Origin of the sequence: Leptolyngbya sp. FACHB-671 (assembly GCF_014695745.1) — a bacterium.
Lineage (GTDB): Bacteria > Cyanobacteriota > Cyanobacteriia > Elainellales > Elainellaceae > JAAUTN01.
This window is the reverse complement of record NZ_JACJOV010000158.1, coordinates 1-23,622: the sequence shown is the minus strand read 5'-3', so window position 1 is coordinate 23,622 and position 23,622 is coordinate 1. Positions and strand designations below refer to the sequence as shown.

Sequence of the window (23,622 nt, the reverse complement as noted above, 5' to 3'; positions counted from 1 at the left end):
AATCTGCTTTAGGGCATACTTCAAAAATCAGGATGTAAAAATTCAATCAGAATGCGATAAAGCGATAAGCTAATGGGTATTTAATTTTTCACCTCTACATGGAACAAAGCTTTCAACTAACGTTTGCAAACGGTCGAACGGCACAAGCAATTCACCTCCAACGAGATGCTGATTTACCAGATGCGCTCAACCAACTCGGCTTGCAAGGGCCAGGTCCCGTTTTGGTGGTAGTCGGCGGTGCGAGTAAGTTGAGTGATGCAGACCGCAGGCGAGTGCAGGCATTATTTGTAAAAGTGTTGGCTCCTCTAGCAAAGGACATGAAAACCTTTGTAGTTGATGGTGGCACCGACGCAGGCATCATGAAACTGATGGGAGAAGCCCGCACGCAAATTAACGCCTCGTTTCCCTTGATTGGTGTTGCCCCGATTGGGTTGGCGACCTTACCTAACGCTTCCAATGCATCCGATGAAGCCTCTCTCCTAGAGCCAAACCATACGCATTTTGCTTTGGTTCCGGGCTCTAGTTGGGGAGATGAATCTCCCTGGATTGCCAAAATTGCCTCAACCTTGGCTGACTCCCAACCTTCAATAGTCATCTTGATCAATGGGGGAGAGGTGACCTGGAAAGACGCGTCTCAAAACATTCAAGAAGGGCGACCTGTAGTTGTGATTGCGGGTAGTGGACGTACAGCAGACGTACTGGCTGCCGTTTTACGGGGTAAAGCAACCGATCAACGAGCCGAAGACCTGATATCATCTGGGCTAGTGCAAGCCATAGACTTGACAACGGACTTTAGGACATTATTCAAAAAGATTAAACAAGCCTTTCTTGCTAAGGAGTAAATTGTGGCTAAGAAAGATCCTTATCGAGAATTTTTACAAAAAGACTTTGGTGAATTGTTTGAAAATCTGGAGCTAAAGGATCGTCAAAAACACTATTTGCGATCGCGCTGGCTTGACCAAATTCTTTGGATGGAAGGACGCGCCGGACGAGCGCGTGATCTTTACTACAGGCTTCGTTTAACGACCATTATTGGTGGTGTAATCATTCCAGCGTTAGTCAGTTTAAGCAGCGTCAGTGCGGGCATCCTTAACCCCGGCAATCCAGAAACGAATCAAACCAACTCAGCTCTCTATATTCGAGATGCGATTAGCTGGTCTGCTTTTGTGCTGAGTCAAGTCGTGGCGATCAGCGCTGCAACTGAACAATTTTTTAACTATGGCGATCGCTGGCGCAACTACAGACGCAGCGTAGAATCCCTCAAAACACAGGGCTGGCAATTTTTTGAATTGAGTGGACCCTACCTGCCCTACAAAACTCACGAAGAGGCTTTTAACGTCTTTGCTAGCCAGGTCGAGCAAATTATTCAGCAAGATGTAGAAATTTACGCCACACAAATCACTCAACCTAAAGGGGTAAAAGACGAAGAAGACGAAGCAGCATCGTAAGTTAACCCAACAGCAGATACTAACGTTTGCAATCATCAGTTGTCGGGTAACTAGACAGCCTAAATTAGCTGAGCGATCGCCATCAAAACTTCAGTTTTGCATTAGTAAAGAAAAACCCCGAAGAGTTAACTTCGGGGTTTTAATCAGGGTGCATCTACCATTCCTCTATACCAATTGAAGAGGGTAAATCCGGAGACTCCTTGAGATTTATCTAGTCTTTGTAAAATTATCCAGGAAGCATCGTATTTCTCGATCTGTGCTCAGCATTCCTACTTCTTGAGGTATATCAAAGTAAGTTTTCATTATCAAAAAAGAAAAACCCCGAAGACTTAACTTCGGGGTTTTAATCAGGGTGCATCTACCATTCCTCTATACCAATTGAAGAGGGTAAATCCGGAGACTCCTTGAGATTTATCTAGTCTTTGTAAAATTATCCAGGAAGCATCGTATTTCTCGATCTGTGCTCAGCATTCCTACTTCTTGAGGTATATCAAAGTAAGTTTTCATTATCAAAAAAGAAAAACCCCGAAGACTTAACTTCGGGGTTTTAATCAGGGTGCATCTACCATTCCTCTATACCAATTGAAGAGGGTAAATCCGGAGACTCCTTGAGATTTATCTAGTCTTTGTAAAATTATCCAGGAAGCATCGTATTTCTCGATCTGTACTCAGCATTCCTACTTCCTGAAGCATATCAAAGTAAGTTTCCTTTATCAAAAAAGAAAAACCCCGAAGAGTTAACTTCGGGGTTTTAATCAGGGTGCATCTACCATTCCTCTATACCGATCGGGCGAGTCTGATCCGGAAGCATTTATGCAGTTTATGGTTCCTTAGAAGAAGTTCATGTTGGCTTTAAAGTAGAATTGCTGAACGACCTGGATTTGAGGACTGTAGGTTTGATGACTGTTGCTAAAGCTGTTGTGGATATCGATGAACTCAATGCACCGGATGCTCATGTGCTCACACCAGGTGTGTATATTGTCGGTGCTGGTCCGGGTGATCCAGATCTGTTAACGGTAAAAGCGCAAAAGCTGTTGGCTCGGGCAGATGTAGTTGTGTTTGCGGATTCACTGGTGCCCAGGCAAATTCTGCAAATCGTGCGTCCTGATGCGGAGGTCGTGCGGACGGCAGATAAGACGCTGGAGGAGATTTTGCCGCTGATGGTGGAACGGGTGCGATCGCACAAATCCGTCATTCGTCTCCACTCTGGTGACCCGACGCTATACGGTGCCGTTCACGAGCAAATGCAGGCGCTAGCAGCGGCAGAAATTCCGTTTGAGGTGATTCCGGGCATCAGCGCATTTCAGGCAGCGGCGGCAAAGCTCAAGGTTGAGTTGACTGTGCCCGGACTGGTGCAAACGATCATCCTGACCCGGATTAGCGGACGCACTCAGGTGCCAGAGGCAGAGGAATTGGCATCCTTAGCCGCTCATCAAGCAAGCCTGTGTCTGTATCTCAGTGCGCGACACATTCAAGCAGCTGAAGCAAAGTTGTTGCAGCACTATCCAGCAGATACTCCAGTTGCGGTATGTTTTCGCATAGGTTGGCCAGACGAGAAAATTTGGATTGTGCCGCTCGACCAGATAGCAGCTGTGACCGAGCAGGAGAAGCTGATCCGGACGACGATGTATTTAATCAGTCCGGCATTAAGAGGGGTAGATGGACAGGGGGAAGGTGTAGAAGCGCGATCGCGCCTCTATAACCCAGAGCATTCTCACCTGTTTCGTCCTTAATCCCCTAAAGTAGGGCAACAGTTGGGTAAGGGCGTTTCGCGAGACGCCCCTACGGGGACTTAGATCCAGCCGTGACGAGGTGGCTTTGCATCATTCAAATAGTAGTTGCCGACCGCATGATATTTCCAGCGAGAAGGGTCGTGCAGCGTGTGAGCGCGGCCGTTACGCCAGTGGCGATCGAGATTGAGTTGCTGGAGTGTCGATTTGGTGCCGCTGACTTCAAAGAAGGCGTTGGTGATAAAGATGACGGCTTCCTCAGCCATTGCTTTCGATTCAGCAACAGCGATCGAGGTTGCAGCCGTTGTTTCTTCATTCATATCAGCAAAGGTGCGATCCATAAATTCTGCGGCTCGTCGCAAGATCGCCTCGGCTGCGTGAAGTTTCAGCTCCATTTCACCGATTTTGTGAATTAGCAGCGGGTCTTGGTAGCTGTAATCTACGCCACTGTCGATCCAGGGACGTGGGTTTTTGCGAACAAACTGAATCGTTTCACGCATGGCATCACGGGCAATCCCCACATCGACTGCTGCGTGCATAATTTGAGCAAACGAGCCCATGCAGGTCGGGCGTTCAAAAGCGAGATAGTGGGGTAAAACATGTTCTGCTTTGACGGGGACATTTTCAAAAATAGTGGTGCCGCTGCCCGTTCCTTTTTGCCCAAAGCAAGACCAGTCATCAATGACAGTGACTCCTTTGGTCTCTTTGGGAATGTGGGCGATCGAGGTTCTGTCTTCGCCTGCTTCTTCGTCCACACACAGTACCGGAATCCAGTGAGCAAACAGCGCTCCGGTAGAGTAGAACTTCTGACCATTAAGGAGGTAATCATCACCAGAGCGGGTTAGCTTAGTTTTCAGGTCAGCTACATTCTTGGTGCCTCGCTCTGAAAAGGCGTTGCCAAAGCGCACTCCGTTAAGAATCTGGCTAAAGAAAAACTGTTTTTGGGTTTCGGTGCCATCGAGCCGCAGGGCTTCAACGGAGTAAAGATGGTTTTGCGGTAGCTGACCAAGGCTAGAATCTCCAGCCGTGAGGATGGTCAGCACTTCCATGAGCGTCACATTAGAGACGAACGCCCCACCATACTCCTTGGGGACGGTGATTGCTAACAAGCCACTCTGGGAAAGCTTTTCAACTTCGTCGTAGGGGAGAATTCGCTCTTGATCACGCTTGGAAGCACCGATCGCAAATTCGTCGGCAAGCTCTTGAGCAACAGCGATCGCTTCTTCATCGCTTTTAATCACACGGGTCTGCTGAGAACCATTAGTGACAAGTGACATGGATAAACCACCTTTAGGATAGAGTGAGCGATCAGGAATAGAGCGATCGCCCGAGGAAAACTGTTACTCAAAACTGATATTCAGGCTGATATTTGGATCTGCACTAATCAGTTAAGGCTAAAACTTACAAACTTATTCTACGGTTAGCAAAAATTGACTTAGGCAATAGCCCGTGTACGCCACGCTGGGGGCTATTCACCACCTGAGTCACCCTAAAATTGGCGGCAAGGCTGCACAGGCAATAGGCTTCCTGCGCTGAGATGTTGGCAAACGCGGCAATAAAGTTGACCATGCTCTCTAGCGCCATCTCAAAGGCAGCATCTAGCGTCTCAGCAAAGCCCGTCGTCATAATGTCGGTTGGAGTTTCTGCCATCGGTGTGGTTAGCTTCAGATCTTTGCGAACGATTAGCTCGATGCTGCCATTCATCGATGTTTCGATCGCAGTGCCGCAAACTTCCCCATCGCCTTGAGCCGAATGACCATCCCCAATCGAAAACAGCGCACCAGGCAAAAAAGTAGGTAGAAACAGCCGAGAACCTGCTTGCAGTTCAGGATTGTCGATATTGCCGCCATAAGCTCCTGGCGGAATCGAGCTATAGTCTTCTGGAGTCGCCACCCCCAAGATGCCAAACATCGGCCGAATTGGGATCTGAATACCACTACCTTCTGGATACTCTGCTACACCCTTCTCTAGATCAAGTCGAATAAACTTGAGATTGGCTTCAGTAAACCGCTCTGCCAAAGCACCCCAGCCCGGACGAATCGCATTGAACCCGACAGGCAGCCGAGGGCTAATCGCATTGAGCCTCACCTCCAGCACGTCTCCTGGCTCTGCATCATTAACAAAAATAGGGCCAGTCATTAAGTGCGGTCCGACATCAATCTTGCGTTCCGCAGGCAAGTTATGACAAATTTCTAAAAATTCGGCGTTGACAAAATCTTCAGGGGCTTGCTCATACACGTAATAGCCCGTATAGGTTTCAACATCGATGCTATCACCCGAATCAATGACCAGAGCGGGCTTAAGCTTGGGAGAAAAACCCCCTAAATGAACAGTGTCACAAGTTGCCTTTAAGACGTGGTGAACCATAACTTTGCGGCAAAGGAACGAAGAGGTGAATGAAGATGCGACAGCCTGATTCTATTGCTGAGTTAAGCGGTTTTGTCTGTTCTTAATTAACCCAAAGGCAACCTTTTAAGCTTTGTTTGAGCTTTGTCAATTGTCATTTGCTGTGAGCTATTCACTATAAGCTAACGGCAATACATAGAACGTACAAACTACAACAGGGAAACACGACCGAATCGTTAAAATCAGGGTGAATTTAGCTCACCATTGAAACTCAATTGGAGTAAACTCACAATCGAACTCAACTCACTGAATTCAACTGACTAAAATTTTGTTGGGGCTGATGCTGAAGTTTTGCTTGGTTGATCAAGGTCTTGATGTGTTCACCAATAATCTCTAGTGGTTGAACACTTTTTTGGTTGCGGCTCAGCAGCAATGCGCCTTCCACCGATGCCAAAATCAAGGTTGACCAAGTTCGGGTTTCAGCCGGATTGAAGCCAGCCATCAAAAGCCGCTGCTCGATTAGCTCAAACCAATGCATGTAGATCTGTTCGCAAACGCGGCGCAAAGATTCATGGGTTGATGAAGTTTCGATCGCCACGGTTGCGACGGGGCAACCCTTACGGAAGTCAGAATTGAGCATTCCCTCAGCCAAAAGCTGAGTAAAGGCTTGAACAGCGTCTCCAACATCTTCCTGTGAATTCAGCACAGCCTCAATCTTCTGGCTTTCTTCTGCGCCTGCCGCCTCAATAGCAGCGATCGCCAATTCCTCCTTACCTCCTGGAAAGTGGAAGTAGAGAGAGCCTTTTGGCGTGTTGCTCTCTTGGGTGATCTGGTTCAGCCCAGTGGCATGATAGCCCTGAACTTGAAGCAGTTCAGCCGTCGCGGTAATCATTCGGGTTTTGGTGTTAGTGGGTTGGTTCACGGTGAGAACAAGAAAATAATACTATAACGACTGGTCTATTAATTGGTTTGTAGCCCTGTGTACATTGAAAGAATTGTTTCAAGCTATAGACTCCAAGCTATAGACTGGTCACCATATCTTGTTGACAAGATTCTAATAGCTTTATGCCAATCAAGACAAACATTCTCTGCTAAGTTGCTCTACTTTCACGGTGATCATACAATTCATTCATAATATTAACGAATTGTTGAGATGGCACCGGATGTATTCCATGTAACAATTCCATCGTTTGCCAACTGAAAGAGACTATTTGCTATAGCATTATTTGTACAAAAGCAACTCACACAGTCGGGTGAATATTGGGTGCCAGAGCCAAATCCTTTCCTGTCCACAGCGTTCTAAGTGAGATGCTTAGAATGTCTTTGATTCTCTACAGGGCGTAGCTACCAATCTCTGCACGGTTCAGTTCTCAATGTAACTCAGTAGTACTGCATTCCAATCTGGAAAATAAGGAGAAATGAGGTTGGGGCGATCGCTTAAGACAAGCTTAAAATAATGGACTTGTAAAAGTGAGTACGTAAAACTATGACAGGGAATTCCATCCTTTAAGGTCTTTTAATTTAGATTTTCCTGTTAGCTGAAACTTCAGCTTTTTGAGGAGCTTTCCCATGTACATTCAACTCTGAGAGGCAGAACTGAATACTTCAATGAGTTAAATTTATTAGTCGAATTGGTAGGAGAAAGCTCAGGTTCTCATAGTTTCAAATATTGGCTCAAGCAGCCAGAACAGTTAATCATTAAGAGAGGTCTGGTATGGGAATGGGCAAGAGATTGGGTAAAAAGGGTTTGAGATCAGCAGTGAGCAACGATCTATTTCATCCCATTGGTTCTCTCAACCGACGAGGATTTATTCGGAGTTGCTGTCTGGCGTCTATGGCATTCATCACTGCAAATTGTGCCTCCCAACGAAACGGAGCTTCAGAAGGGGGCACCGAATCTCCAGCAGCGAGTGAAGGCAGCGGTAGCGGTACGGTATTGCGAGTCGGTCATTTGCCTGCGGGCTGTGTGTCTCATTTGCTGCTAGCAAATCAGCGGGGTATGTTTGCTGACGCTGGGCTAAATGTGCAACTGACCCAGTTCAACGGGCCGGGTGAAAATTTGCAGGCGCTGGTCGCAGGTTCCCAAGACGTAATCCACAACCCCTGGACGAATACGGTAGCCGCTTATGCCCAGGGAACCGATAGCCTCAAGATCATCTGCGGTTCGGGCAAAGGCGGAATCGAGCTAGTGGGTCGCAACGGTTCTGTAAAAAACCTGGATGAGCTAAAGCAGGCATCGGGGCAAGGTTTGAGAATTGGAACGCTGCAACTGGATACTCTAGAATTAGTGGTCTATGGGCATTTGAAGAAGTTGGGCGTAGACTACTCTGGTTATGAAATGACTTTCTTCCCCAGTATGGTGGGCATGGGTGAGGCACTGATTGAAGAAAGTGTGGATGTGTGTTCGCTAGCGCAACCCTACGCCGAAACGGTGGTGTCTCAAGCAGATGGAACTTATCTGGGCGACTCTAACGGAGCCTGGGGGCCGGAGGCTTCAGACTGTGTGATCAACTCCACTGATAGCTTCATTTCTAAAGAGCCAAACATGTTGGCTGACTATCTGGCGGTGCTGCGGCAGTCGGCAGAAGACCTGAATGCAAACTACGAGGAGGCGATCGCCGAATTAGCACCTCTCTACGGCTCAGAGGCGTCTATTCTGGCTCCCGCTCTGAAGCGTCAGGTACCTCAACCGACTATGGATGAAGCCGGAGTTGAGAGTCTTCGCAATGGCATTGGCTTCCTGGCAGATTTGGGTTACTTAGAGCCTGACCAGACCAACCTGATTGACGAGATCTTTGACGGCTCAGTTCAGGAAACTTCACTGCAATCGGCTTAATTCATGCCTCCCGCTGACTCCTCATCCACTTCCGTACCCGCCTGGGCATCTCCGGCGATCGCTCCTTTTGCGCGAGGGCGGTTGCGCCGTTTGATGCCTGGGCTATCTTTTGTGCTGGCCTGGATTATTTTGGCACTAGGCTGGGAAATTGGGGCAGCAACCGAGGTGCTCAATCCTCGAATTTTGCCGCCACCCAGCGTGGTGATTCCTTACATTCTGCAAGGACCCGGCGCAGCAGGAATCGGGCCGCAGCAGGTGACGTATGGGGAGGCGATCGTCAAAACTCTAGCTAGAGTTTTGATTGGGCTGATTCTGGGACTGATTGCAGCCATCCCCTTAGGAACGGTGCTAGCAGTTGTTAACCCCGTGCGACAACTGATTCTGCCAATGATTCAAACGATCGCTCCGATCGCTCCAGTTGCCTGGGTGCCCGTGGCGATCGCGCTTTTAGGAATTGGCGACCAGTCCGCCATTTTTGTCGTGTTTATGGGCGTGTTTGCAGTCATGACGCTAGCAACCGCAGCGGCGATCGAAAACGTGCCGCAAGAACTGATTAAAACCGCTAGAAGCCTCGGCGCGAGAGGGCATCAGCTCTGGCTCTGGGTTGTATTGCCTGCAACAGCTCCCAGTTTGCTAACGATTGTACGAGTCAACTTTTTTGCAGCCTGGATGGCCGTTTTGGCGGGTGAAATGGCCGGAATCAACTCTGGACTGGGAGCGCTAATCATTTTGGGGCAGCAGCAGTTCAACATGCGACTGGTAATGACGGGCATCATTACGATTGGCGTGTTGGGGTTTGCGATCGATCGCCTGATTTTGCTGATTCAGCGACGGCTGCTCTGGTGGGAAGCCCGGAGCAAAGGCAGGACAAATGGCTGAACTTTGCTTTGAGCAAGTTTCCAAAGTGTATGCAGGGCATCCTGCTGTGGTGGATGTCGATCTCACTGTACCTTCAGGCTCATTCACTGCGCTGATTGGTCCCTCTGGCTGTGGCAAAACAACGCTATTAGAAATTGCCGCTGCCCTGATTCCAGCGACGACCGGGCGCGTACTGCTGGGCGGCAGACCGATCACCCGACCCGGACCCGAAACAGCAATTGTGTTTCAGCACCACAACTTGTTTGAGTGGATGACGGTGCAGGACAATGTCGCCTTTGGGCTACGCACGCAAGGAATTTCTCGACACGAACGCCGCCTCAGAGCCGGAAAGCTGCTCGCAGATGTGGGGCTCATTGACCATGCTCACAAACTACCGCGTGAACTCAGCGGCGGAATGCGTCAGCGGGTGGCGATTGCCCGTGCCTTGGTACTCAATCCACAGGTTCTCCTGATGGACGAACCTTTTTCTTCCCTCGACTATCAAACTCGTCGGGTAATGCAGCGCTATCTGTTGGCAATGTGGCACCATGCCCAGGCAACCGTTGTCATGGTGACTCACGATCTGGATGAGGCGATCGCCCTGGCAGATCAAATTGTGCTGTTCTCTGGCAGCCCCGGACGCATCGTTGAAACCATTCACATTCCGCTAAAGCGTCCTCGCCAACCTGAAGACAGCCGCCTTCAAGAAATTCGCACTCACCTACGTCACCATCTAGAAAAAGAAGTTGCTCTGGGCGAATTCACTGCTGCCGAACTTGAAGCCCTACGTCGCGAAGGCATGACCGCAGACTTGTAACCCTCAACGTCTCACTCACTTTTGCAACATGTGAATTAATGGTGAGAAAGAAGTATTCATTACAAAGAGTTGCCCTTGTCACGGGTTCGACATCTGGGATAGGGCTAGCGATCGCCAGACGACTTACCGAAGATGGGTTTGCTGTTTCTTTTCATTCCAAGTCTTCGGTGCAGGTTGGACGATCATTAGCAGAAGCGCATCCTGGTTCATCTTATTTTCAGGCGGATCTATCTGACCAAAACCAGTCTCGTAATTTGATTACTGAGGTTCTGTCGCATCATGGTCGGCTGGATGTATTGGTCAATAATGCAGGGGTGAGTGCGACGATTCCACATCAATCCCTCAAGGAAGCCTCACCGGAGATCTGGCGCAATCTATATGAGGTTAATGTTATTGCACCTTGGACGCTCATTGCTGAGGCTGAAACTGCCCTACGTCAGTCATCAAGTTCTGCCTGTCCTAGCTGCATTCTCAACATTAGCTCTCATGCGGGTATTCGCCCCAAAGGAGCTTCAATTCCATATTCTGCTAGTAAAGCTGCTCTGAACCACATGACAAAGTTGCTCGCGGTGAGTCTAGCACCACAGATTCGTGTGAATGCGATCGCGCCAGGTTTAGTTGACACCCCAATGAGCAAAGATTGGACAGCAGCACGAAGACTTTGGGAGGAGCGATCTCCGATGGGTCGTGGCGCACAACCAGAGGAAATCGCGCAAGTGGCTTCGATGTTAGTTTCAAGCCACTATCTGACAGGAGAGATTTTAGTTTCAGATGGGGGGCTGAATCTCACTTGATAGAGTTAGTTAGGGCATAGTTTGAAGAGGAACGGTGAGAGGCGATCGCCAGCAATCCTGAGCAAAATCATTCATTCTCAATCGAGAGAGGCTGAGGCAAAATAGGAACATTGTTGCCGCAATGGGAATGCAGAATGCCTAGAACCAGGATTGGTGATATCGAGATGTATTACGAGATTCACGGCAGCGGTGAACCTGTAGTTTTGATTCATGGCTTGAGCATGGATAGCAGCACATGGTTCAACCAAATTCCTGTTCTCTCGCAGAAATATCAAGTCATCGTGTTCGATAATCGTGGTGTTGGGCAAACTGATGCTCCTAATGAGGCTTACTCAACCGAGATGATGGCAGATGACGCTGCTGCCTTAATGAAGTTTTTGAATGTGGATAACGCTCATATTTTGGGCTTTTCAATGGGTGGTATGATTGCTCAGACTATGGCGTTGAAATATCCTGAGTTAGTGAGAAGCCTGCTGCTAGCCGCAACAGCTGCCCGATTTCCTGCCCGAGCAAAACATTTAGTGCAGATCTGGTTGAGAATGCTCAACGAAAATGTGTCTTTAGAAATCTCTACCAGAGATAGCTTTTTGTGGGTTTACACTAATGAGTTTTTTGAACATGATGAAACTGTAGCAGCTTCGGTTGACCGTGCGCTCAATCATCTTTACCCACTATCTATTCACGGTTTCGCTGGACAGGTTGCTGCGCTGATGCAGCATGACACGCGATCGCAAATTAACGAAATCTCAGTTCCGACTTTGGTATTAATTGGCAGAGACGAGATCTTCATTCCTATGCAGTTTTCAGAAGAGCTTGCTGCCAGAATTCCAAAAGCTGAGTTAGTGATATTAGAGCGTGGCGGACATAATTGTTGGATGGAATTTCCTGAGCCATTCAATCGAACTGTGATGCAGTTTTTAGAAGGAGTGACATCAATGTGAGCAGCAAAAAGAATTGAGTTGTACCAGGAGTGTATAACCAATTCCAATACACTTAACTGTTGAGAGGCTAGCCGTTAGCTTTAGATAAAGTACTCCATTATTACGACTTTGTACTTTTTAGCTATTGCTTAAGATACATAGGTTATGTTGGATACAAGGTGGAGTTCTGATTAACACTATGGTTTTTCTTTGTCCCCAACACCAGCATGACTTGCTTCCCCAAGCTCATTCTCCTGAAGATGACTTAAAGCTTGCTGGTGAAATTAAAGACTTTTGGAACTCTATGTTTCAACTGTTTCAGAGTAAGACAGTTGAGATCACCTCTGCTTATCCTGATGAAGCGGATCAGGACAAACTATACTTCAAGGTTCGCCAAATTTTAGATGAGTCTCCTGAGGTAAAAGAAACTAACTATCGTCGTGGTGTATTTCAAGATCGGTTGTGGGCGAATGTGTTGACAGCAATCGATGAGGATCGACACCGCCTTGAAGCGGTCTATCAAAAACATTTGGAGGGGAAAGGAGAACTGGAACTGAATCCAGATCTGGACATTCCCATCCACCAACGTAAAACCAACATCCACCGAATGCCAGGGGGCTATCTCCACGAGCCTGAGGACAGTTTTGGCTCAGGAGTGCTGTACGACCACGGCGTTTTTCTATATGGGCGTGGGTGGTTTGGACCTCTCAATGACGAACTGGGTCAAACCTTGATTCATCAGGTCTTGGCACAGCACTATCCAGATTTTCAGCCTCGCATGATTTTAGATTTAGGGTGTTCTGTGGGTCACAGCACATTACCCTATGCATCGACCTATCCCCAAGCTCAAGTTTGGGGAATTGATCTAGGGTCGTCATTGTTGAGATATGCGATCGCTCGTGCAAGAGTCTTAAACCAAACGGTGCATTTCTCTCAACAGAATGCTGAAAATACTGAATTTCCCGATCAGTCTTTTGATTTAGTGGTAAGTCATATCCTTCTGCACGAAATTCCTGGGGTGGCGAGAAAGCGAGTGTTTGCAGAAAGCTATCGCTTGCTAAAGCCGGGAGGAATTATGGTGCATTTGGAGAGCAAATTATTTCTTCAGCCTCCCACACTAACTGCTCGGTATTTCCGTGATACTGAAGTCTGGGCAAATTCAGAACCCTATCTTGCTTCGTCAAAGTTTGATGATTTCCCCACTTACGCCTTAGAAGCAGGGTTTGCACCTGAGGCATTTCATGTGCATTACACACCGGGATACTATGCGTCTCAAAAGGGAAATGCTAATCCAAGTTGGGTGGCATTTTGTGGAGTCAAACGCTAGTTAATTTGATTCTGTTTGTGCTGGCTCTTAAGAAGTTAGGAAGAGCGATCGCGCTGTAACTGCAAAGTGAGTGTTCGACGTTGTTTCTCCTGAGGATTCAGAAATGCAGCCGTGTTCAGACGATGCGCTTCCTCCAAATCAGAGGGCATATTGGTGCAGGGTTCTACTACAACCACATAATGATCACGCCACCCGCCATAACTTTGGAACATCCAGACATAAGGAAAATCAGCAGTATCAAACGTCATGAGCAAAGCAGACTGGGTGCGTTGATGACGAATGCCACAGTAGCCACTGGATAAATCAGAACTGTAATAAAACTCTTGAAGTTGAGAGGAGGGTGGTGGAATAATACGCAGATCAACAGACTCCCCATTAACGGCGATCGCCTCAGGAAAGCGGGTTTTTCCAGGTTGACCAATAATTTTGCTGAACTCCAAAAATGCAGGTTCTACCCAACAGTCGGGGAGCAGAATTTCGTCTCCCGCTTCAATTGCGATCGCTGCATGATGCTTAAACAGGAATGGAATTTGCGCCTCAGACTGATTCTGGAACCAGTAAGTTAGCCGAGCCTCTGGGCGGTCTGGATCAAGTTGAATAGTCTTTTCTACTCGTATCGGGACGGTCTGACACTGGTATCCTAATGTGATGTTAAGGGGTGAACGTTCCAGGATTTCCCATTGCTGTGACCATAACTCTCCGTGGTCTGCCAAGGTCCTTCCCTGAAACAATCCGGCTGCATCATTGGGAAAAACTTCATCCCAACCTCCCGTCCACTGCTCGTCAAAGGAAGCGCCAACAGGAAGCGATCGCGTTGTTTCAGGAGTGTAGTGTGATGGATGCCAGAGCCAGGAATGCCCAGTTTTACAATCTTCTAATTGGTCGATACGTCCGCCAAGATCAGGACGAATAGTGAGCCTGATTTCAGAATTCTCCAGCGTCAAAACTTGAGCTTGCTCTACTGTCTCCAGCGTCATTCCTGCACTGATCCTCACTCGCTTTTCTGTGATTAAAGAATACAGTGCAGCCTCGAATTCTTCACTATGCCCAAAGGGATATCCTATGATTCAAAAACAGCTTGTTATGAAGTTATTCGCTTCAAGAGCTTTCTCACTTTTTAGATATTCTCTTGATGAAACTCACTTAAGTTTTTCTCAGCTTTTTCTAATTAGTTTTTCATTTTAAATTCAGCACTAAATCAAACTGCCTGTCGTACACTACATAATGTAATACGCACGGCATCAGATCGAGATCTGCATATTGGAGTCACCATGATTCGACCGAGCATACCCGATGACACAATTGCGTTAATTGACATAGCCAAAACGATCGGCTTCCAGCCCAATGAGCTTGAGGCGCTGAACGAAATGCTGTCCGATTACTTTGGGGGCGATCGCGACACAGATCATTTCTGGATCACCGACGATGATAATGGACCAGTTGGGGTTGCCTATTGTGAACCGGAACGGATGACCGATCAAACGTGGAACCTGCAATTAATTGCTATCCGACCTGACCGCCAGGGACAAGGACGCGGTGCGACACTATTAAGCTATGTTGAACAAACGCTAGCGTCACGTGGTGGGCGAATGTTGGTGGTGGAAACATCAGGATTGCCAGACTTTGAGCGCACGCGAACCTTTTACGCAAAGTGTGGTTATGAGGAAGAGGCACGTATCCGTGACTTCTACACGACAGGTGATGACAAGATCGTTTATCGCAAGATGTTGGCTGACTAAAAGGAGCTTTAACGAGTATTCTCAGGGCATAACCAGGGAAGCACATCTACAGGAGTAACAATGCAATTCGGCAGCGATAACCAAACAGGGGCATCTCCTCAGGTATTGGAGATGATAGTGACTGCTAATGCAGGATATACCCACGGATATGGAGATGACATCTGGACTAAAAGAGCAGTAGAGGCTTTAAGAGAAACCTTTCAATGCGATTTGGATGCATTTTTTGTGTCCACCGGAACTGCTGCCAACAGTTTGGCACTCTCATGTCTGGTGCAACCTTGGGAAGCTATCCTTTGCCACGCTCAGGCGCACATCATAACGGACGAATCAACTGCACCAGAGTTTTTTACGAATGGTGCTCGCCTGATCGGACTTGCTCGTGGAGAGGGAAAACTCACTGCCCAACATCTTTTAGATTATTTTGAAGGCGCAGGCGTTGATATTCCCCACAATCCACTAGTTCGAGCCTTGAGCCTTACCCAAGCAACAGAATCAGGACTGGTTTACACGCCAGATGAAATTGCATCTGTGACCTCTGTAGCTCGGCAACACCACTTGTCAGTACACATGGATGGAGCGCGCTTTTCAAATGCGGTAGCGGCTTTGGGTTGCACACCGGCAGATCTCACCTGGAAGTCGGGAGTTGATATTCTGTGTTTGGGGGCTACAAAGAATGGTTGTTTAGCAGCCGAAGCAGTGATCATTTTCAAATCTGGTCTTGCTGAACAATTCGTACATCGTCGAAAACGAGCAGGTCATTTGTTGTCTAAGGGTCGGTTTTTAAGTGCCCAAATCATAGGTTGGCTAAAGGATGAGCATTGGCTAGAACTTGCCCATCATGCAAACGGACAAGCAGCCCAACTTGCAGATGCATTGTCTGCTATTCCTGGTGTCCGTATTGTTTGGACGACTCAAGCCAATGAGATCTTCGCAGTGATGCCAAAGCAGATGGCAAATTATCTGCAATCTTCTGGGGCAGAGTTTTATGAGTGGTATCGTGAGTCTTTGCCTCGAAATGTTGTGATTGACAAAGATGAAATACTGATTCGACTGGTCACTTCCTTTGCAACTGAAGACAGTCACGTTCGCGGCTTTTGTTCTCTCCTTCAAAGTTCTTCCCTCAAATTGCGATCGCCATCCAACAGCCCAGATGGAGACGCAACAAAAACCTAAATTTTGAGTTTAAGAGCACTACTACTTATCCTAACCATTGGACTGCTTTGTTCAAGCAAGTAGAAGCCAAAAGGAGTTTGTTTATGCCCTCTCTACGAACTACTCTTCTCGTCGATAGTATTGTTTGTTTTGTTTATGGAGCAGTGCTGACGATTGCAGCAGACTCACTCTCTACTCTATTTACAACCAACCCTATCTCTTTACTCGGCTATTCCTTACCAGACGCTCTGAGGATTCTAGGATGGAGTGTATTGGGAGTTGGGCTGTATGTTTGTGTTGTTGGTTGCGCCAAACCTATCAGACCTATTGCAGCTTGGTTGGTGATTGGAATCGAAATTGCTTGGACAGTTGGCAGCGTATTATTGTTAGCCTGGATTGGAAATACACTTTCCTGGATAGGTATAGCTTTTATCATTTCAAGTGCAGTAGCTGTGTTGGGTTTCATGATTCTTGAGCTAATTGGGCTTCAATCATTATATGAGCGGCAAATCTAGTAGTCTTTTTGTCTGGTGCCCACCTCAATCGTACTGATTGTGTTGTTCTGCACAAGCTGACTTAACATAAGGTCTTTCCTGTGATAGGAGGTTCTCCGCTGGTTTGCGTATAAAAGGTGAGAGGAACCGTATCTTTAAGGGTTAAGGAGTTAGGTTATGGCAGCGCGATATTTTGCTTTAATCAGCGGTATTACCTATGCTCTTTGGAGCAAAGTAAGCGAATGGGGGTATATCAGCTTCCCTCATCAATGACGGCGCTGCGATCGAGCAACAGCAGGTTACGAAGCTGGTCAGTGTCAAACTCGGTTAACCAGTTTTCACCTGTGCCTACCACCTGTTCAGACAGTGTTTTTTTGCTTTCAATTAGTTCATGAATGCGCTCTTCTAAGGTGCCAGTGCAGACAAACTTGTGAACCTGCACGTTGCGGGTTTGCCCGATACGAAAGACGCGATCGGTTGCCTGATTTTCCACCGCAGGATTCCACCAGCGATCGAAGTGAAACACATGATTAGCTCTGGTTAAGTTGAGTCCTACGCCGCCTGCTTTAAGCGAAAGGATAAATACTCGTGGGCCCTGCGGGTCGTTCTGAAAGCGATCGACCATTTCCTCTCGTTGCTTCTTAGACGTGCCGCCATATAAAAACAGCGTTTCCCGGTTGAACTGTTGCTCTAGGTAGGCTTTAAGGAATTTGCCCCACTCGGCAAACTGAGTAAAGATAAGTGCGCGATCGCCTTCTGCCAACAGTTCATCCAGCATTTCCTCCAACCGCTGAAGTTTGCCGGAAAGGGAGCGGAAGGATGAAGGATGAGGGATGAGGGATGAGGTGTTTTTCGTATTCTTGGTATCTTTTGCGGCTGCTTCTTCCTTGAACAGCACAGGATGGTTGCAAACCTGTTTTAGCTTGACCAGCAGTGCCAAAATCATGCCGTGACGCTGAATACCCTCAGCCGATTCGATTTCAACTAGCGACTGATCAACCAGCTTTTGATACAGGGCGGCTTGCTCGGCTGATAGCCCACAAAACACACTCATTTCCTGCTTGTCGGGCAAGTCTTGAATGATGGTGCGATCGGTTTTGAGTCGTCGCAAGATGAAGGGTTGAACCAGCGATCGCAATGTTTGCAGTGAAGCTGTATCGCCATAGCGCTCAATCGGCACAGCAAACCGCCGCTGGAAGAAGTTGCGCGGTCCAAGATAACCGGGGTTGAGGAAATCCAGAATTGACCAAAGTTCCGACAAGCGGTTTTCGATCGGCGTTCCGGTGAGGGCAATGCGAAACTGGGTTTCAAGCTGGCGGACTGCCTGAGACTGTTTTGCCTCTGGGTTCTTGATGTTCTGCGCCTCATCCAGCACTACCCCTTGCCAGGAAACGCTTTGCAGATCTTTGGCATCTCGGTAGACCAGTGCATAGCTAGTGATCACTAGGTCGTAGCCCTTGACCGCTTTGGCAAATGCTTTGCCTTGCGATCGCTTATCGCCGTGATGCACCAGCACTTTTAGATCTGGGCCAAACTTCTTCACCTCGCGTTCCCAGTTGCCCAGCACCGAGGTGGGACACACAAGCAGCGTTGGGGCTTCCAGTGCATCCTGTTCTTTTAGGTGCAGCAGCAGGGCAATCAGTTGAATCGTCTTACCCAGACCCATATCGTCAGCTAAGCAAGCCCCCAAACCCCAGCGTTCCAAAAAGGCTAGCCATGAGGTTCCCCGTACCTGATAGGGACGCAGTTCGCCTTGAAAGCTTTCGGGAGTGGCGATCGCCTCTATGCTCTGATTACCAGTTGTGAGCGTGTTGATTAACTCTTGCAGCGAACCCGATGCCTCAAAGTTGACCACCGGCAGCTTTTCGATCATCTGCGTATCGCCCGTGCTGATTCGCAGCGCATCTTCTAGCGACAGCGCCATCTGATCTTTGCGACTCTCAAAAAAGCTTTGAGCAGCCCGCACGTCTTGAGGACGCAATTCCACCCACTCTCCGTTAATCTCGACCAGCGGCGTATTCAGCGCCACCAGCCGATCAAATTCTTCCTTAGAAAGCCGCTGTCCGCCAATTGACAGTTCCCACTTAAAGTTGAGCAGGCTTTGCAGCCCTAGCCGCTGTTTGTTGCGTTTCGAAGGGGCTTCTGCCCTGACTTGCAGCCCCAACCGATTAGCCAAGCCCTGGTGATTAGCCAAACTGGGCGGCAACACCACGCCAAAACCGCTGTCTTGGAGCTGCCACGCTGACGACTTGATGAAGTCGTAAACCTGCATCGGGTTGAGCGGACAGGCATACGGCTGCTGCACTTGTAGGCTCGGCTCCAACACCGGATAAAGCCTGGAAGCAAAGCCCAACCCGGCTAAGAGCGTTTCCTGGGGATGGTGGATGGTACGCCCCAAATAGTCCAGCCGCTCTACGGGATTGTTCCAAATCGTTTTGGCGCTGACTAAAAAATCGGCATCGTGAGCCGCTTGAAGGTAAAACTCCAGCGCCCAGTCCGTCTTGCCAGGGGCAGGCGTTCGCAAATAAAAGCAAGTGCGGAAGGAAGCCGCCTGCTGGGTCAACTGCTGCTGAATAGGGGCGATCCAGTTGTTCAGGACTGCTTCTAGCCGCTCTAGCTTCTCGGCTTCTGTGGAAACCATTCCTGAATGAGGCGCGTCGGTTGCGATCGCTCCTAGTGCCTGGAGCCATTCCCGCACGGGCGTATCTTTAGGTAGGGGCACGGTGGGCAAAGGATGGCTGGTCAGGGCAAACCGAATTTGAGCGTCAATGGTTTGGTGCAGAAAATTAAGCAGCAGAGTTTGTGCTGCGGGGAAGACGGCTGCTTCTACGGACTCGGTGGAGTCAAGCGGCTGGTAAGCCCGGCAGGCAGCAGGCATTTGTCGTGAAAAATGCTCCAACCGGGACTGGTCAGCAGCACTGTCTAACAAGGCTTGCCAGCGGGCAACTGCAACTTCATCTACACGTTCTAGAATCGGCAGAAATTTGGAACGGGCTAACAAATCCAGGTGCCAACGGGCAACGTGTGACCAAAAGCGCAAATCTCCGCTCAGCCAAGATTCTTCACTTACAGAACTGAGGGGTAAGGATTGGAGGAATTGAATCGCTTCCAGTGGCTTCAGGCAAATTCCCTGTACCTGCCAGAACTGCGACGTAGGGACTGCATTTTCATCAGGTGAAGCGGATTGAGCAGCGGAGTGCTGCGGGATAGCGATTACCCCAACGGGGGAACTGCTTCGCATCGCCTCCTCCGCCTCATCTAGCCTGATCTGATAGGTCGGCAGGGCAAAAGCCACCGACTGCAAGCGAGCCGTTGCAGCCTCCGATAAAGCTGTCGCCTCTATTTGAGTAGCGGTTTGCGACTTTGACCGGGATGATTTCGCTTTTGTCTGGGTAGTGCGTCCGGCTTCAACTAGTGGCACATCTGAGACAGCCCAGTTGATTTGGCGGGACTGATGCAGCGATCGCAGCCAATCAACTAGTTCCGCAGCAGTCATCACAAACGGATGGGGTAACACAGCATTAGGCTGCGCTTCTTCTGCCTGTGACTCAACTCTGCGCCAGGTTTCACCCCAAATCAAGAAACAACTTGCCTGAAGCCCAGAAGACTGAGAAGAAGACGTTTGAGGCTGGAGAAGCCAGCTACCGTGAAGAATTGCCATGCACTAAGCGTCACTAGCGATCAATGAACGTCGCGGAACTGAACATTGCTGAATCTAGGTGGGAGGTTTAAACCCTCCTAAAGCGTTGGCGGTTAGTCGAGGAGGCGATGCGAAGAGTTCCCCTTCTGGGGTAATCGCAAAACATCACACCGCCATCAACACCCAGAGCAGCCGCCAGAAGCTTGAAGTTTCCTGGTGTAGAGCTAATTTCCCTGGATGGAGCAGTTATATCTGCAATGTTGGGTTCATTGTACAACCATATTCTTAAGGTGGTTCGCGGGAGGTTTGCAGTTCAATTCTTGCCAGCTTTCTCTTATTAGAGACAATCTTTCAAAATTAGCCAGAGCTTCTCTCAAGTGGCAGTATGAAAGTGGTTTCCAAGCTGAAATTCCCTGGCTAGAGTTCAACTTTGGGAGCGGTCTGTTGCACCTCACTTGTGCAAATTGTCCAGCATCGCTGATGCGCGGAAACCCGATGGATTGCCTGAAGAAACGTAAAAACTATTGCGGTGCGCTACGATTGAATCAAACTTACGAATAACTCCGAAGTTCATCGTTTTTTCATCGCGAAACCAGTTGGGGAGATGATTTAGCCCTCGCGATTGAGGTGAAGCGATCGCCTGATATCTCACCGACCGACCTCAATCTTGAAGATAGATTGAGAATTGATTCAGGCAGTTTCTTCTAATAACTCATTGCAACAGCAGACTAAGGGCATCAGTGCTACGATTGCCACAGAAGAAAAAATAAGGCTAAAAGGACAGAGTGCCGCATGGTAGAGGAAATAGATAAGTCAATATCCTTCGACGGACGGGATATTCGGCTTAAGGTAGGTCTGCTTGCACCGCAAGCAGGCGGTTCCGTGTTGGTTCAATCAGAAGAAACGGCAGTTTTTGTAGCGGCAACCCGCGCCGCTGGCAGAGAAGGAATCGACTTTTTGCCGCTGCTCGTTGATTACGAAGAAAGATTGTATGCCGCCGGACGGATTCCCGGTGGGTTTCTGCGCCGAGAAGGTCGCCCCCCCGAAAAAGCAACTCTGATTAGCCGTTTGATTGACCGCCCGATGCGTCCGCTGTTTCCCAGTTGGCTGCGGGATGATATTCAGATCGTGGCAACGACAATGGCGCTGGATGAGCGAGTCCCACCCGATGTGCTAGCCGTAACAGGTGCATCGATCGCAACGCTACTAGCAGGCATTCCCTTTAATGGCCCTATGGCTGCCGTGCGAGTCGGGCTGATTGGGGATGATTTCATTATTAATCCGACTTACAGCGAGATTGAAGCAGGCGACCTGGATTTGGTGGTTGCTGGTTCACCTGAAGGCGTGATCATGGTCGAAGCTGGGGCAAATCAGTTGCCTGAGCAAGACATGATTGAGGCAATTGACTTTGGCTACGAGGCCGTTCGCGATCTGATTCAGGCACAGCGTGACCTGATGGCAGAACTGGGCATTGAGATCGTGACCCAACAGCCTCCCGAAGTGGATTCGACCTTAGAAGACTTTATTCGCGATCGCACCGAAGCTTCTATCAAAGAAATCCTGACTCACTTTGAATACAGCAAGAGTGAGCGAGACGCAGCACTAGACAAGGTCAAAGAAGAAGTAGCAGCGGCGATCGCTGAAATGCCCGAAGAAGACCCCATCCGAGTTGCAGCTCAGGCAGACGCTAAAGCTTTGGGCAATACCTTCAAGGGTTTGACCAAAAAGTTTATGCGTCGCCAAATTGTTGAGGACGGCGTTCGGGTAGACGGTCGTAAGCTAGACGAAGTTCGTCCGATCTCTTGCCGGACGGGTATTTTGCCAACGCGGGTTCACGGCAGCGGACTGTTCCAGCGTGGACTAACTCAAGTGTTGTCAGTTGCGACCTTGGGCACGCCTGGAGATGCTCAGGAGCTAGACGACCTGCACCCTGACGAGCAAAAGCGCTATTTGCATCACTACAACTTCCCGCCTTACTCAGTGGGTGAGACAAAGCCGATGCGATCGCCTGGTCGGCGTGAAGTCGGGCATGGCGCACTGGCAGAACGGGCAATCATCCCCATCCTGCCGGACAAAGACAAGTTTCCCTATGTCATCCGGGTGGTATCAGAGGTGCTTTCCTCCAACGGCTCCACCTCAATGGGTTCAGTCTGCGGTTCCACCCTGGCGCTAATGGATGCCGGAGTACCCATTACCAAACCCGTCAGTGGAGCGGCAATGGGGCTGATTAAAGAAGGCGATGAAGTTCGCATTCTGACCGACATCCAGGGCATTGAGGATTTCCTTGGCGACATGGACTTCAAAGTCGCCGGAACCGACAGCGGCATCACAGCCCTGCAAATGGATATGAAAATCAACGGTTTGCCCATTTCTGTGATAGCAGATGCAATCCGCCAGGCAAAACCTGCCCGAATGCATATCCTGGAAAAAATGCTGACCACCATCGACCAACCTCGTCCTGAGTTGTCGCCTTACGCACCAAGACTCCTGACGATTAAGATCGACCCCGACATGATCGGCATGGTCATTGGACCCGGCGGCAAAACCATCAAGGGCATCACAGAGCAAACTGGAGCCAAAATCGATATCGAAGACGATGGCACAATTACCATCTCGGCAGTCGCAGGCGAAAAGGCCAAACACGCTCGCAGCATCATCGAAGGCATGACCCGCAAACTCAGTGCTGGCGACGTGTATGTCGGTCGCGTCACCCGCATCATCCCCATTGGTGCATTTGTCGAATTCCTTCCCGGCAAGGAAGGCATGATCCACATCTCCCAGCTTGCTGACTACCGCGTTGGCAAGGTCGAAGATGAAGTTGCTCTAGGCGACGAGGTGATTGTCAAGGTGCGCGAGATTGACGGACGCGGACGGATCAACCTGACCCGTCTAGGCATCCACCCAGACGAAGCTGCTGCTGCTCGTGAAACCGCAGCCGCCGATTAAGTCCTAGTTTGTCTAGGCTAATTTCGGGGCGATCGCTTCCTTCTTTTGAGTGGGTGGCGATTGCCCCAAATTTTTTATTGCCCAAAAATGTTTGCCGCTGACTGTAGCGATCGGTCACGCCGATATGTTAATTTTATAAAGCTGAGTTTGCAGCCCAGTTTTAAGACTGAGGTGGCGATCGTTCAGCATCAGGCTCAGTAGCTCAGTAGGTTAGAGCAGGGGACTCATAAGCCCAAGGTCGCAGGTTCAAATCCCGCCTGAGCCATTTTTATCAATGACAACTTAATCCCCGTATCCCAGAAAATTCACAGGGATGCAGGGATTCTGCGTTTTATAAACCATCCCCAATACACCACCATTTTTAGGCGAGATTTCAGTCCAGGGAAAACGATTGAAGGAAAACTTGCTCAAGCCAACAGGGAATTGCCCAAACTGAGAACGATTCAGAAATTTTTAATACCGACAGGACTTACGCAGCGGCACTAGGGATAGGGGGTGGTTAAGTTGAGCTATGCTCGCTACAGTTCCAGTATGAGTGCATCAAACAGCGATTGCGATGACATTTACTAAGCTGG

General features: G+C 48.9%; 19 protein-coding genes and 1 tRNA gene. 15 read left to right on the top strand and 5 right to left on the bottom strand.

Annotated features, from left to right (window positions below):
• Positions 1–98 precede the first annotated feature (98 nt).
• From H6F93_RS29155 to cobM, 3 genes are all read left to right on the top strand, one after another.
• A complete protein-coding gene (locus H6F93_RS29155; RefSeq protein ID WP_190688787.1) occupies positions 99–842 on the top strand; it encodes a TRP family putative cation channel in 744 nt (247 codons plus the stop codon).
• Positions 843–845: 3 nt separating this feature from the next.
• Positions 846–1,448, top strand: coding sequence for a DUF4231 domain-containing protein (locus H6F93_RS29150; RefSeq protein WP_190644210.1), 603 nt, complete (start codon positions 846–848; stop codon positions 1,446–1,448).
• A gap of 899 nt (positions 1,449–2,347) precedes the next feature.
• Positions 2,348–3,181, top strand: coding sequence for a precorrin-4 C(11)-methyltransferase (gene cobM / locus H6F93_RS29145; protein ID WP_190688784.1), 834 nt, complete (start codon positions 2,348–2,350; stop codon positions 3,179–3,181).
• Between the two features lie 59 nt (positions 3,182–3,240).
• On the opposite strand, the gene H6F93_RS29140 is transcribed toward cobM, so the two are convergent.
• The 3 genes from H6F93_RS29140 to H6F93_RS29130 form a co-directional block, all read right to left on the bottom strand.
• Positions 3,241–4,455, bottom strand: coding sequence for an SfnB family sulfur acquisition oxidoreductase (locus tag H6F93_RS29140; RefSeq protein WP_190688781.1), 1,215 nt, complete (start codon positions 4,453–4,455; stop codon positions 3,241–3,243).
• A gap of 124 nt (positions 4,456–4,579) precedes the next feature.
• Positions 4,580–5,545, bottom strand: a complete 966-nt coding sequence (locus tag H6F93_RS29135) for an acetamidase/formamidase family protein (protein ID WP_190644213.1) — start codon at positions 5,543–5,545, stop codon at positions 4,580–4,582.
• A gap of 277 nt (positions 5,546–5,822) precedes the next feature.
• A complete protein-coding gene (locus H6F93_RS29130; RefSeq protein ID WP_190688778.1) occupies positions 5,823–6,446 on the bottom strand; it encodes an LmrA/YxaF family transcription factor in 624 nt (207 codons plus the stop codon).
• A gap of 837 nt (positions 6,447–7,283) precedes the next feature.
• Between H6F93_RS29130 and H6F93_RS29125 the strand changes: the two genes are divergently transcribed.
• The 6 genes from H6F93_RS29125 (at position 7,284) to H6F93_RS29100 (ending at position 13,076) form a co-directional block, all read left to right on the top strand.
• Positions 7,284–8,360, top strand: coding sequence for an ABC transporter substrate-binding protein (locus H6F93_RS29125; protein WP_199314184.1), 1,077 nt, complete (start codon positions 7,284–7,286; stop codon positions 8,358–8,360).
• Between the two features lie 3 nt (positions 8,361–8,363).
• Positions 8,364–9,239, top strand: a complete 876-nt coding sequence (locus tag H6F93_RS29120) for an ABC transporter permease (RefSeq protein WP_190688775.1) — start codon at positions 8,364–8,366, stop codon at positions 9,237–9,239.
• Positions 9,232–10,035 (top strand): ABC transporter ATP-binding protein, encoded by an 804-nt coding sequence (locus H6F93_RS29115; protein WP_190688772.1) that lies wholly within the window; start codon positions 9,232–9,234, stop codon positions 10,033–10,035. Before H6F93_RS29120 ends, H6F93_RS29115 begins: the two co-directional genes overlap by 8 nt.
• A gap of 38 nt (positions 10,036–10,073) precedes the next feature.
• Positions 10,074–10,829 (top strand): SDR family NAD(P)-dependent oxidoreductase, encoded by a 756-nt coding sequence (locus tag H6F93_RS29110; RefSeq protein ID WP_190688769.1) that lies wholly within the window; start codon positions 10,074–10,076, stop codon positions 10,827–10,829.
• 134 nt (positions 10,830–10,963) lie between these two features.
• A complete protein-coding gene (locus tag H6F93_RS29105; RefSeq protein WP_190688766.1) occupies positions 10,964–11,770 on the top strand; it encodes an alpha/beta fold hydrolase in 807 nt (268 codons plus the stop codon).
• 178 nt (positions 11,771–11,948) lie between these two features.
• Positions 11,949–13,076 carry a class I SAM-dependent methyltransferase gene (locus H6F93_RS29100; RefSeq protein WP_190688763.1) on the top strand — a complete coding sequence of 376 codons (1,128 nt, stop codon included), beginning with the start codon at positions 11,949–11,951 and terminating at the stop codon, positions 13,074–13,076.
• Positions 13,077–13,111: 35 nt separating this feature from the next.
• Here the strand turns inward: H6F93_RS29100 and H6F93_RS29095 are convergent, their stop codons facing one another.
• Positions 13,112–14,071 (bottom strand): DUF4432 family protein, encoded by a 960-nt coding sequence (locus H6F93_RS29095; protein ID WP_190688759.1) that lies wholly within the window; start codon positions 14,069–14,071, stop codon positions 13,112–13,114.
• A 276-nt stretch (positions 14,072–14,347) separates the two neighbouring features.
• Here H6F93_RS29095 and H6F93_RS29090 point away from each other — a divergent pair, with 276 nt between their 5' ends.
• The 3 genes from H6F93_RS29090 (at position 14,348) to H6F93_RS29080 (ending at position 16,482) form a co-directional block, all read left to right on the top strand.
• Positions 14,348–14,815, top strand: a complete 468-nt coding sequence (locus H6F93_RS29090) for a GNAT family N-acetyltransferase (RefSeq protein WP_190688756.1) — start codon at positions 14,348–14,350, stop codon at positions 14,813–14,815.
• Between the two features lie 60 nt (positions 14,816–14,875).
• Positions 14,876–15,988 carry a threonine aldolase family protein gene (locus tag H6F93_RS29085; RefSeq protein ID WP_190688753.1) on the top strand — a complete coding sequence of 371 codons (1,113 nt, stop codon included), beginning with the start codon at positions 14,876–14,878 and terminating at the stop codon, positions 15,986–15,988.
• Between the two features lie 83 nt (positions 15,989–16,071).
• Complete coding sequence (locus H6F93_RS29080; protein WP_190688751.1) at positions 16,072–16,482, top strand: hypothetical protein; 411 nt, start codon at positions 16,072–16,074, stop codon at positions 16,480–16,482.
• A 232-nt stretch (positions 16,483–16,714) separates the two neighbouring features.
• On the opposite strand, the gene H6F93_RS29075 is transcribed toward H6F93_RS29080, so the two are convergent.
• Positions 16,715–20,122, bottom strand: a complete 3,408-nt coding sequence (locus H6F93_RS29075) for a sll1366 family intein-prone helicase (protein WP_190688747.1) — start codon at positions 20,120–20,122, stop codon at positions 16,715–16,717.
• Positions 20,123–20,893: 771 nt separating this feature from the next.
• Between H6F93_RS29075 and H6F93_RS29070 the strand changes: the two genes are divergently transcribed.
• The 3 genes from H6F93_RS29070 (at position 20,894) to H6F93_RS29060 (ending at position 23,312) form a co-directional block, all read left to right on the top strand.
• Complete coding sequence (locus H6F93_RS29070) at positions 20,894–23,047, top strand: polyribonucleotide nucleotidyltransferase (RefSeq protein ID WP_190688744.1); 2,154 nt, start codon at positions 20,894–20,896, stop codon at positions 23,045–23,047.
• A gap of 60 nt (positions 23,048–23,107) precedes the next feature.
• Positions 23,108–23,248, top strand: a complete 141-nt coding sequence (locus H6F93_RS33700) for a hypothetical protein (RefSeq protein WP_206755783.1) — start codon at positions 23,108–23,110, stop codon at positions 23,246–23,248.
• Positions 23,239–23,312 (top strand) — tRNA-Met (locus H6F93_RS29060). Before H6F93_RS33700 ends, H6F93_RS29060 begins: the two co-directional genes overlap by 10 nt.
• The last annotated feature ends 310 nt before the right edge of the window (positions 23,313–23,622 follow it).

Excerpts from the sequence above, each read along its gene's own strand:
- H6F93_RS29155 (WP_190688787.1), top strand. The coding sequence starts at position 99 with ATGGAACAAAGCTTTCAACTAACGTTTGCAAACGGTCGAACGGCACAA.
- cobM (WP_190688784.1), top strand. The coding sequence starts at position 2,348 with ATGACTGTTGCTAAAGCTGTTGTGGATATCGATGAACTCAATGCACCG.
- H6F93_RS29140 (WP_190688781.1), bottom strand. The coding sequence starts at position 4,455 with ATGTCACTTGTCACTAATGGTTCTCAGCAGACCCGTGTGATTAAAAGC.
- H6F93_RS29135 (WP_190644213.1), bottom strand. The coding sequence starts at position 5,545 with ATGGTTCACCACGTCTTAAAGGCAACTTGTGACACTGTTCATTTAGGG.
- H6F93_RS29120 (WP_190688775.1), top strand. The coding sequence starts at position 8,364 with ATGCCTCCCGCTGACTCCTCATCCACTTCCGTACCCGCCTGGGCATCT.
- H6F93_RS29115 (WP_190688772.1), top strand. The coding sequence starts at position 9,232 with ATGGCTGAACTTTGCTTTGAGCAAGTTTCCAAAGTGTATGCAGGGCAT.
- H6F93_RS29110 (WP_190688769.1), top strand. The coding sequence starts at position 10,074 with ATGGTGAGAAAGAAGTATTCATTACAAAGAGTTGCCCTTGTCACGGGT.
- H6F93_RS29105 (WP_190688766.1), top strand. The coding sequence starts at position 10,964 with ATGCCTAGAACCAGGATTGGTGATATCGAGATGTATTACGAGATTCAC.
- H6F93_RS29100 (WP_190688763.1), top strand. The coding sequence starts at position 11,949 with ATGGTTTTTCTTTGTCCCCAACACCAGCATGACTTGCTTCCCCAAGCT.
- H6F93_RS29090 (WP_190688756.1), top strand. The coding sequence starts at position 14,348 with ATGATTCGACCGAGCATACCCGATGACACAATTGCGTTAATTGACATA.
- H6F93_RS29085 (WP_190688753.1), top strand. The coding sequence starts at position 14,876 with ATGCAATTCGGCAGCGATAACCAAACAGGGGCATCTCCTCAGGTATTG.
- H6F93_RS29080 (WP_190688751.1), top strand. The coding sequence starts at position 16,072 with ATGCCCTCTCTACGAACTACTCTTCTCGTCGATAGTATTGTTTGTTTT.
- H6F93_RS29075 (WP_190688747.1), bottom strand. The coding sequence starts at position 20,122 with ATGGCAATTCTTCACGGTAGCTGGCTTCTCCAGCCTCAAACGTCTTCT.
- H6F93_RS29070 (WP_190688744.1), top strand. The coding sequence starts at position 20,894 with ATGGTAGAGGAAATAGATAAGTCAATATCCTTCGACGGACGGGATATT.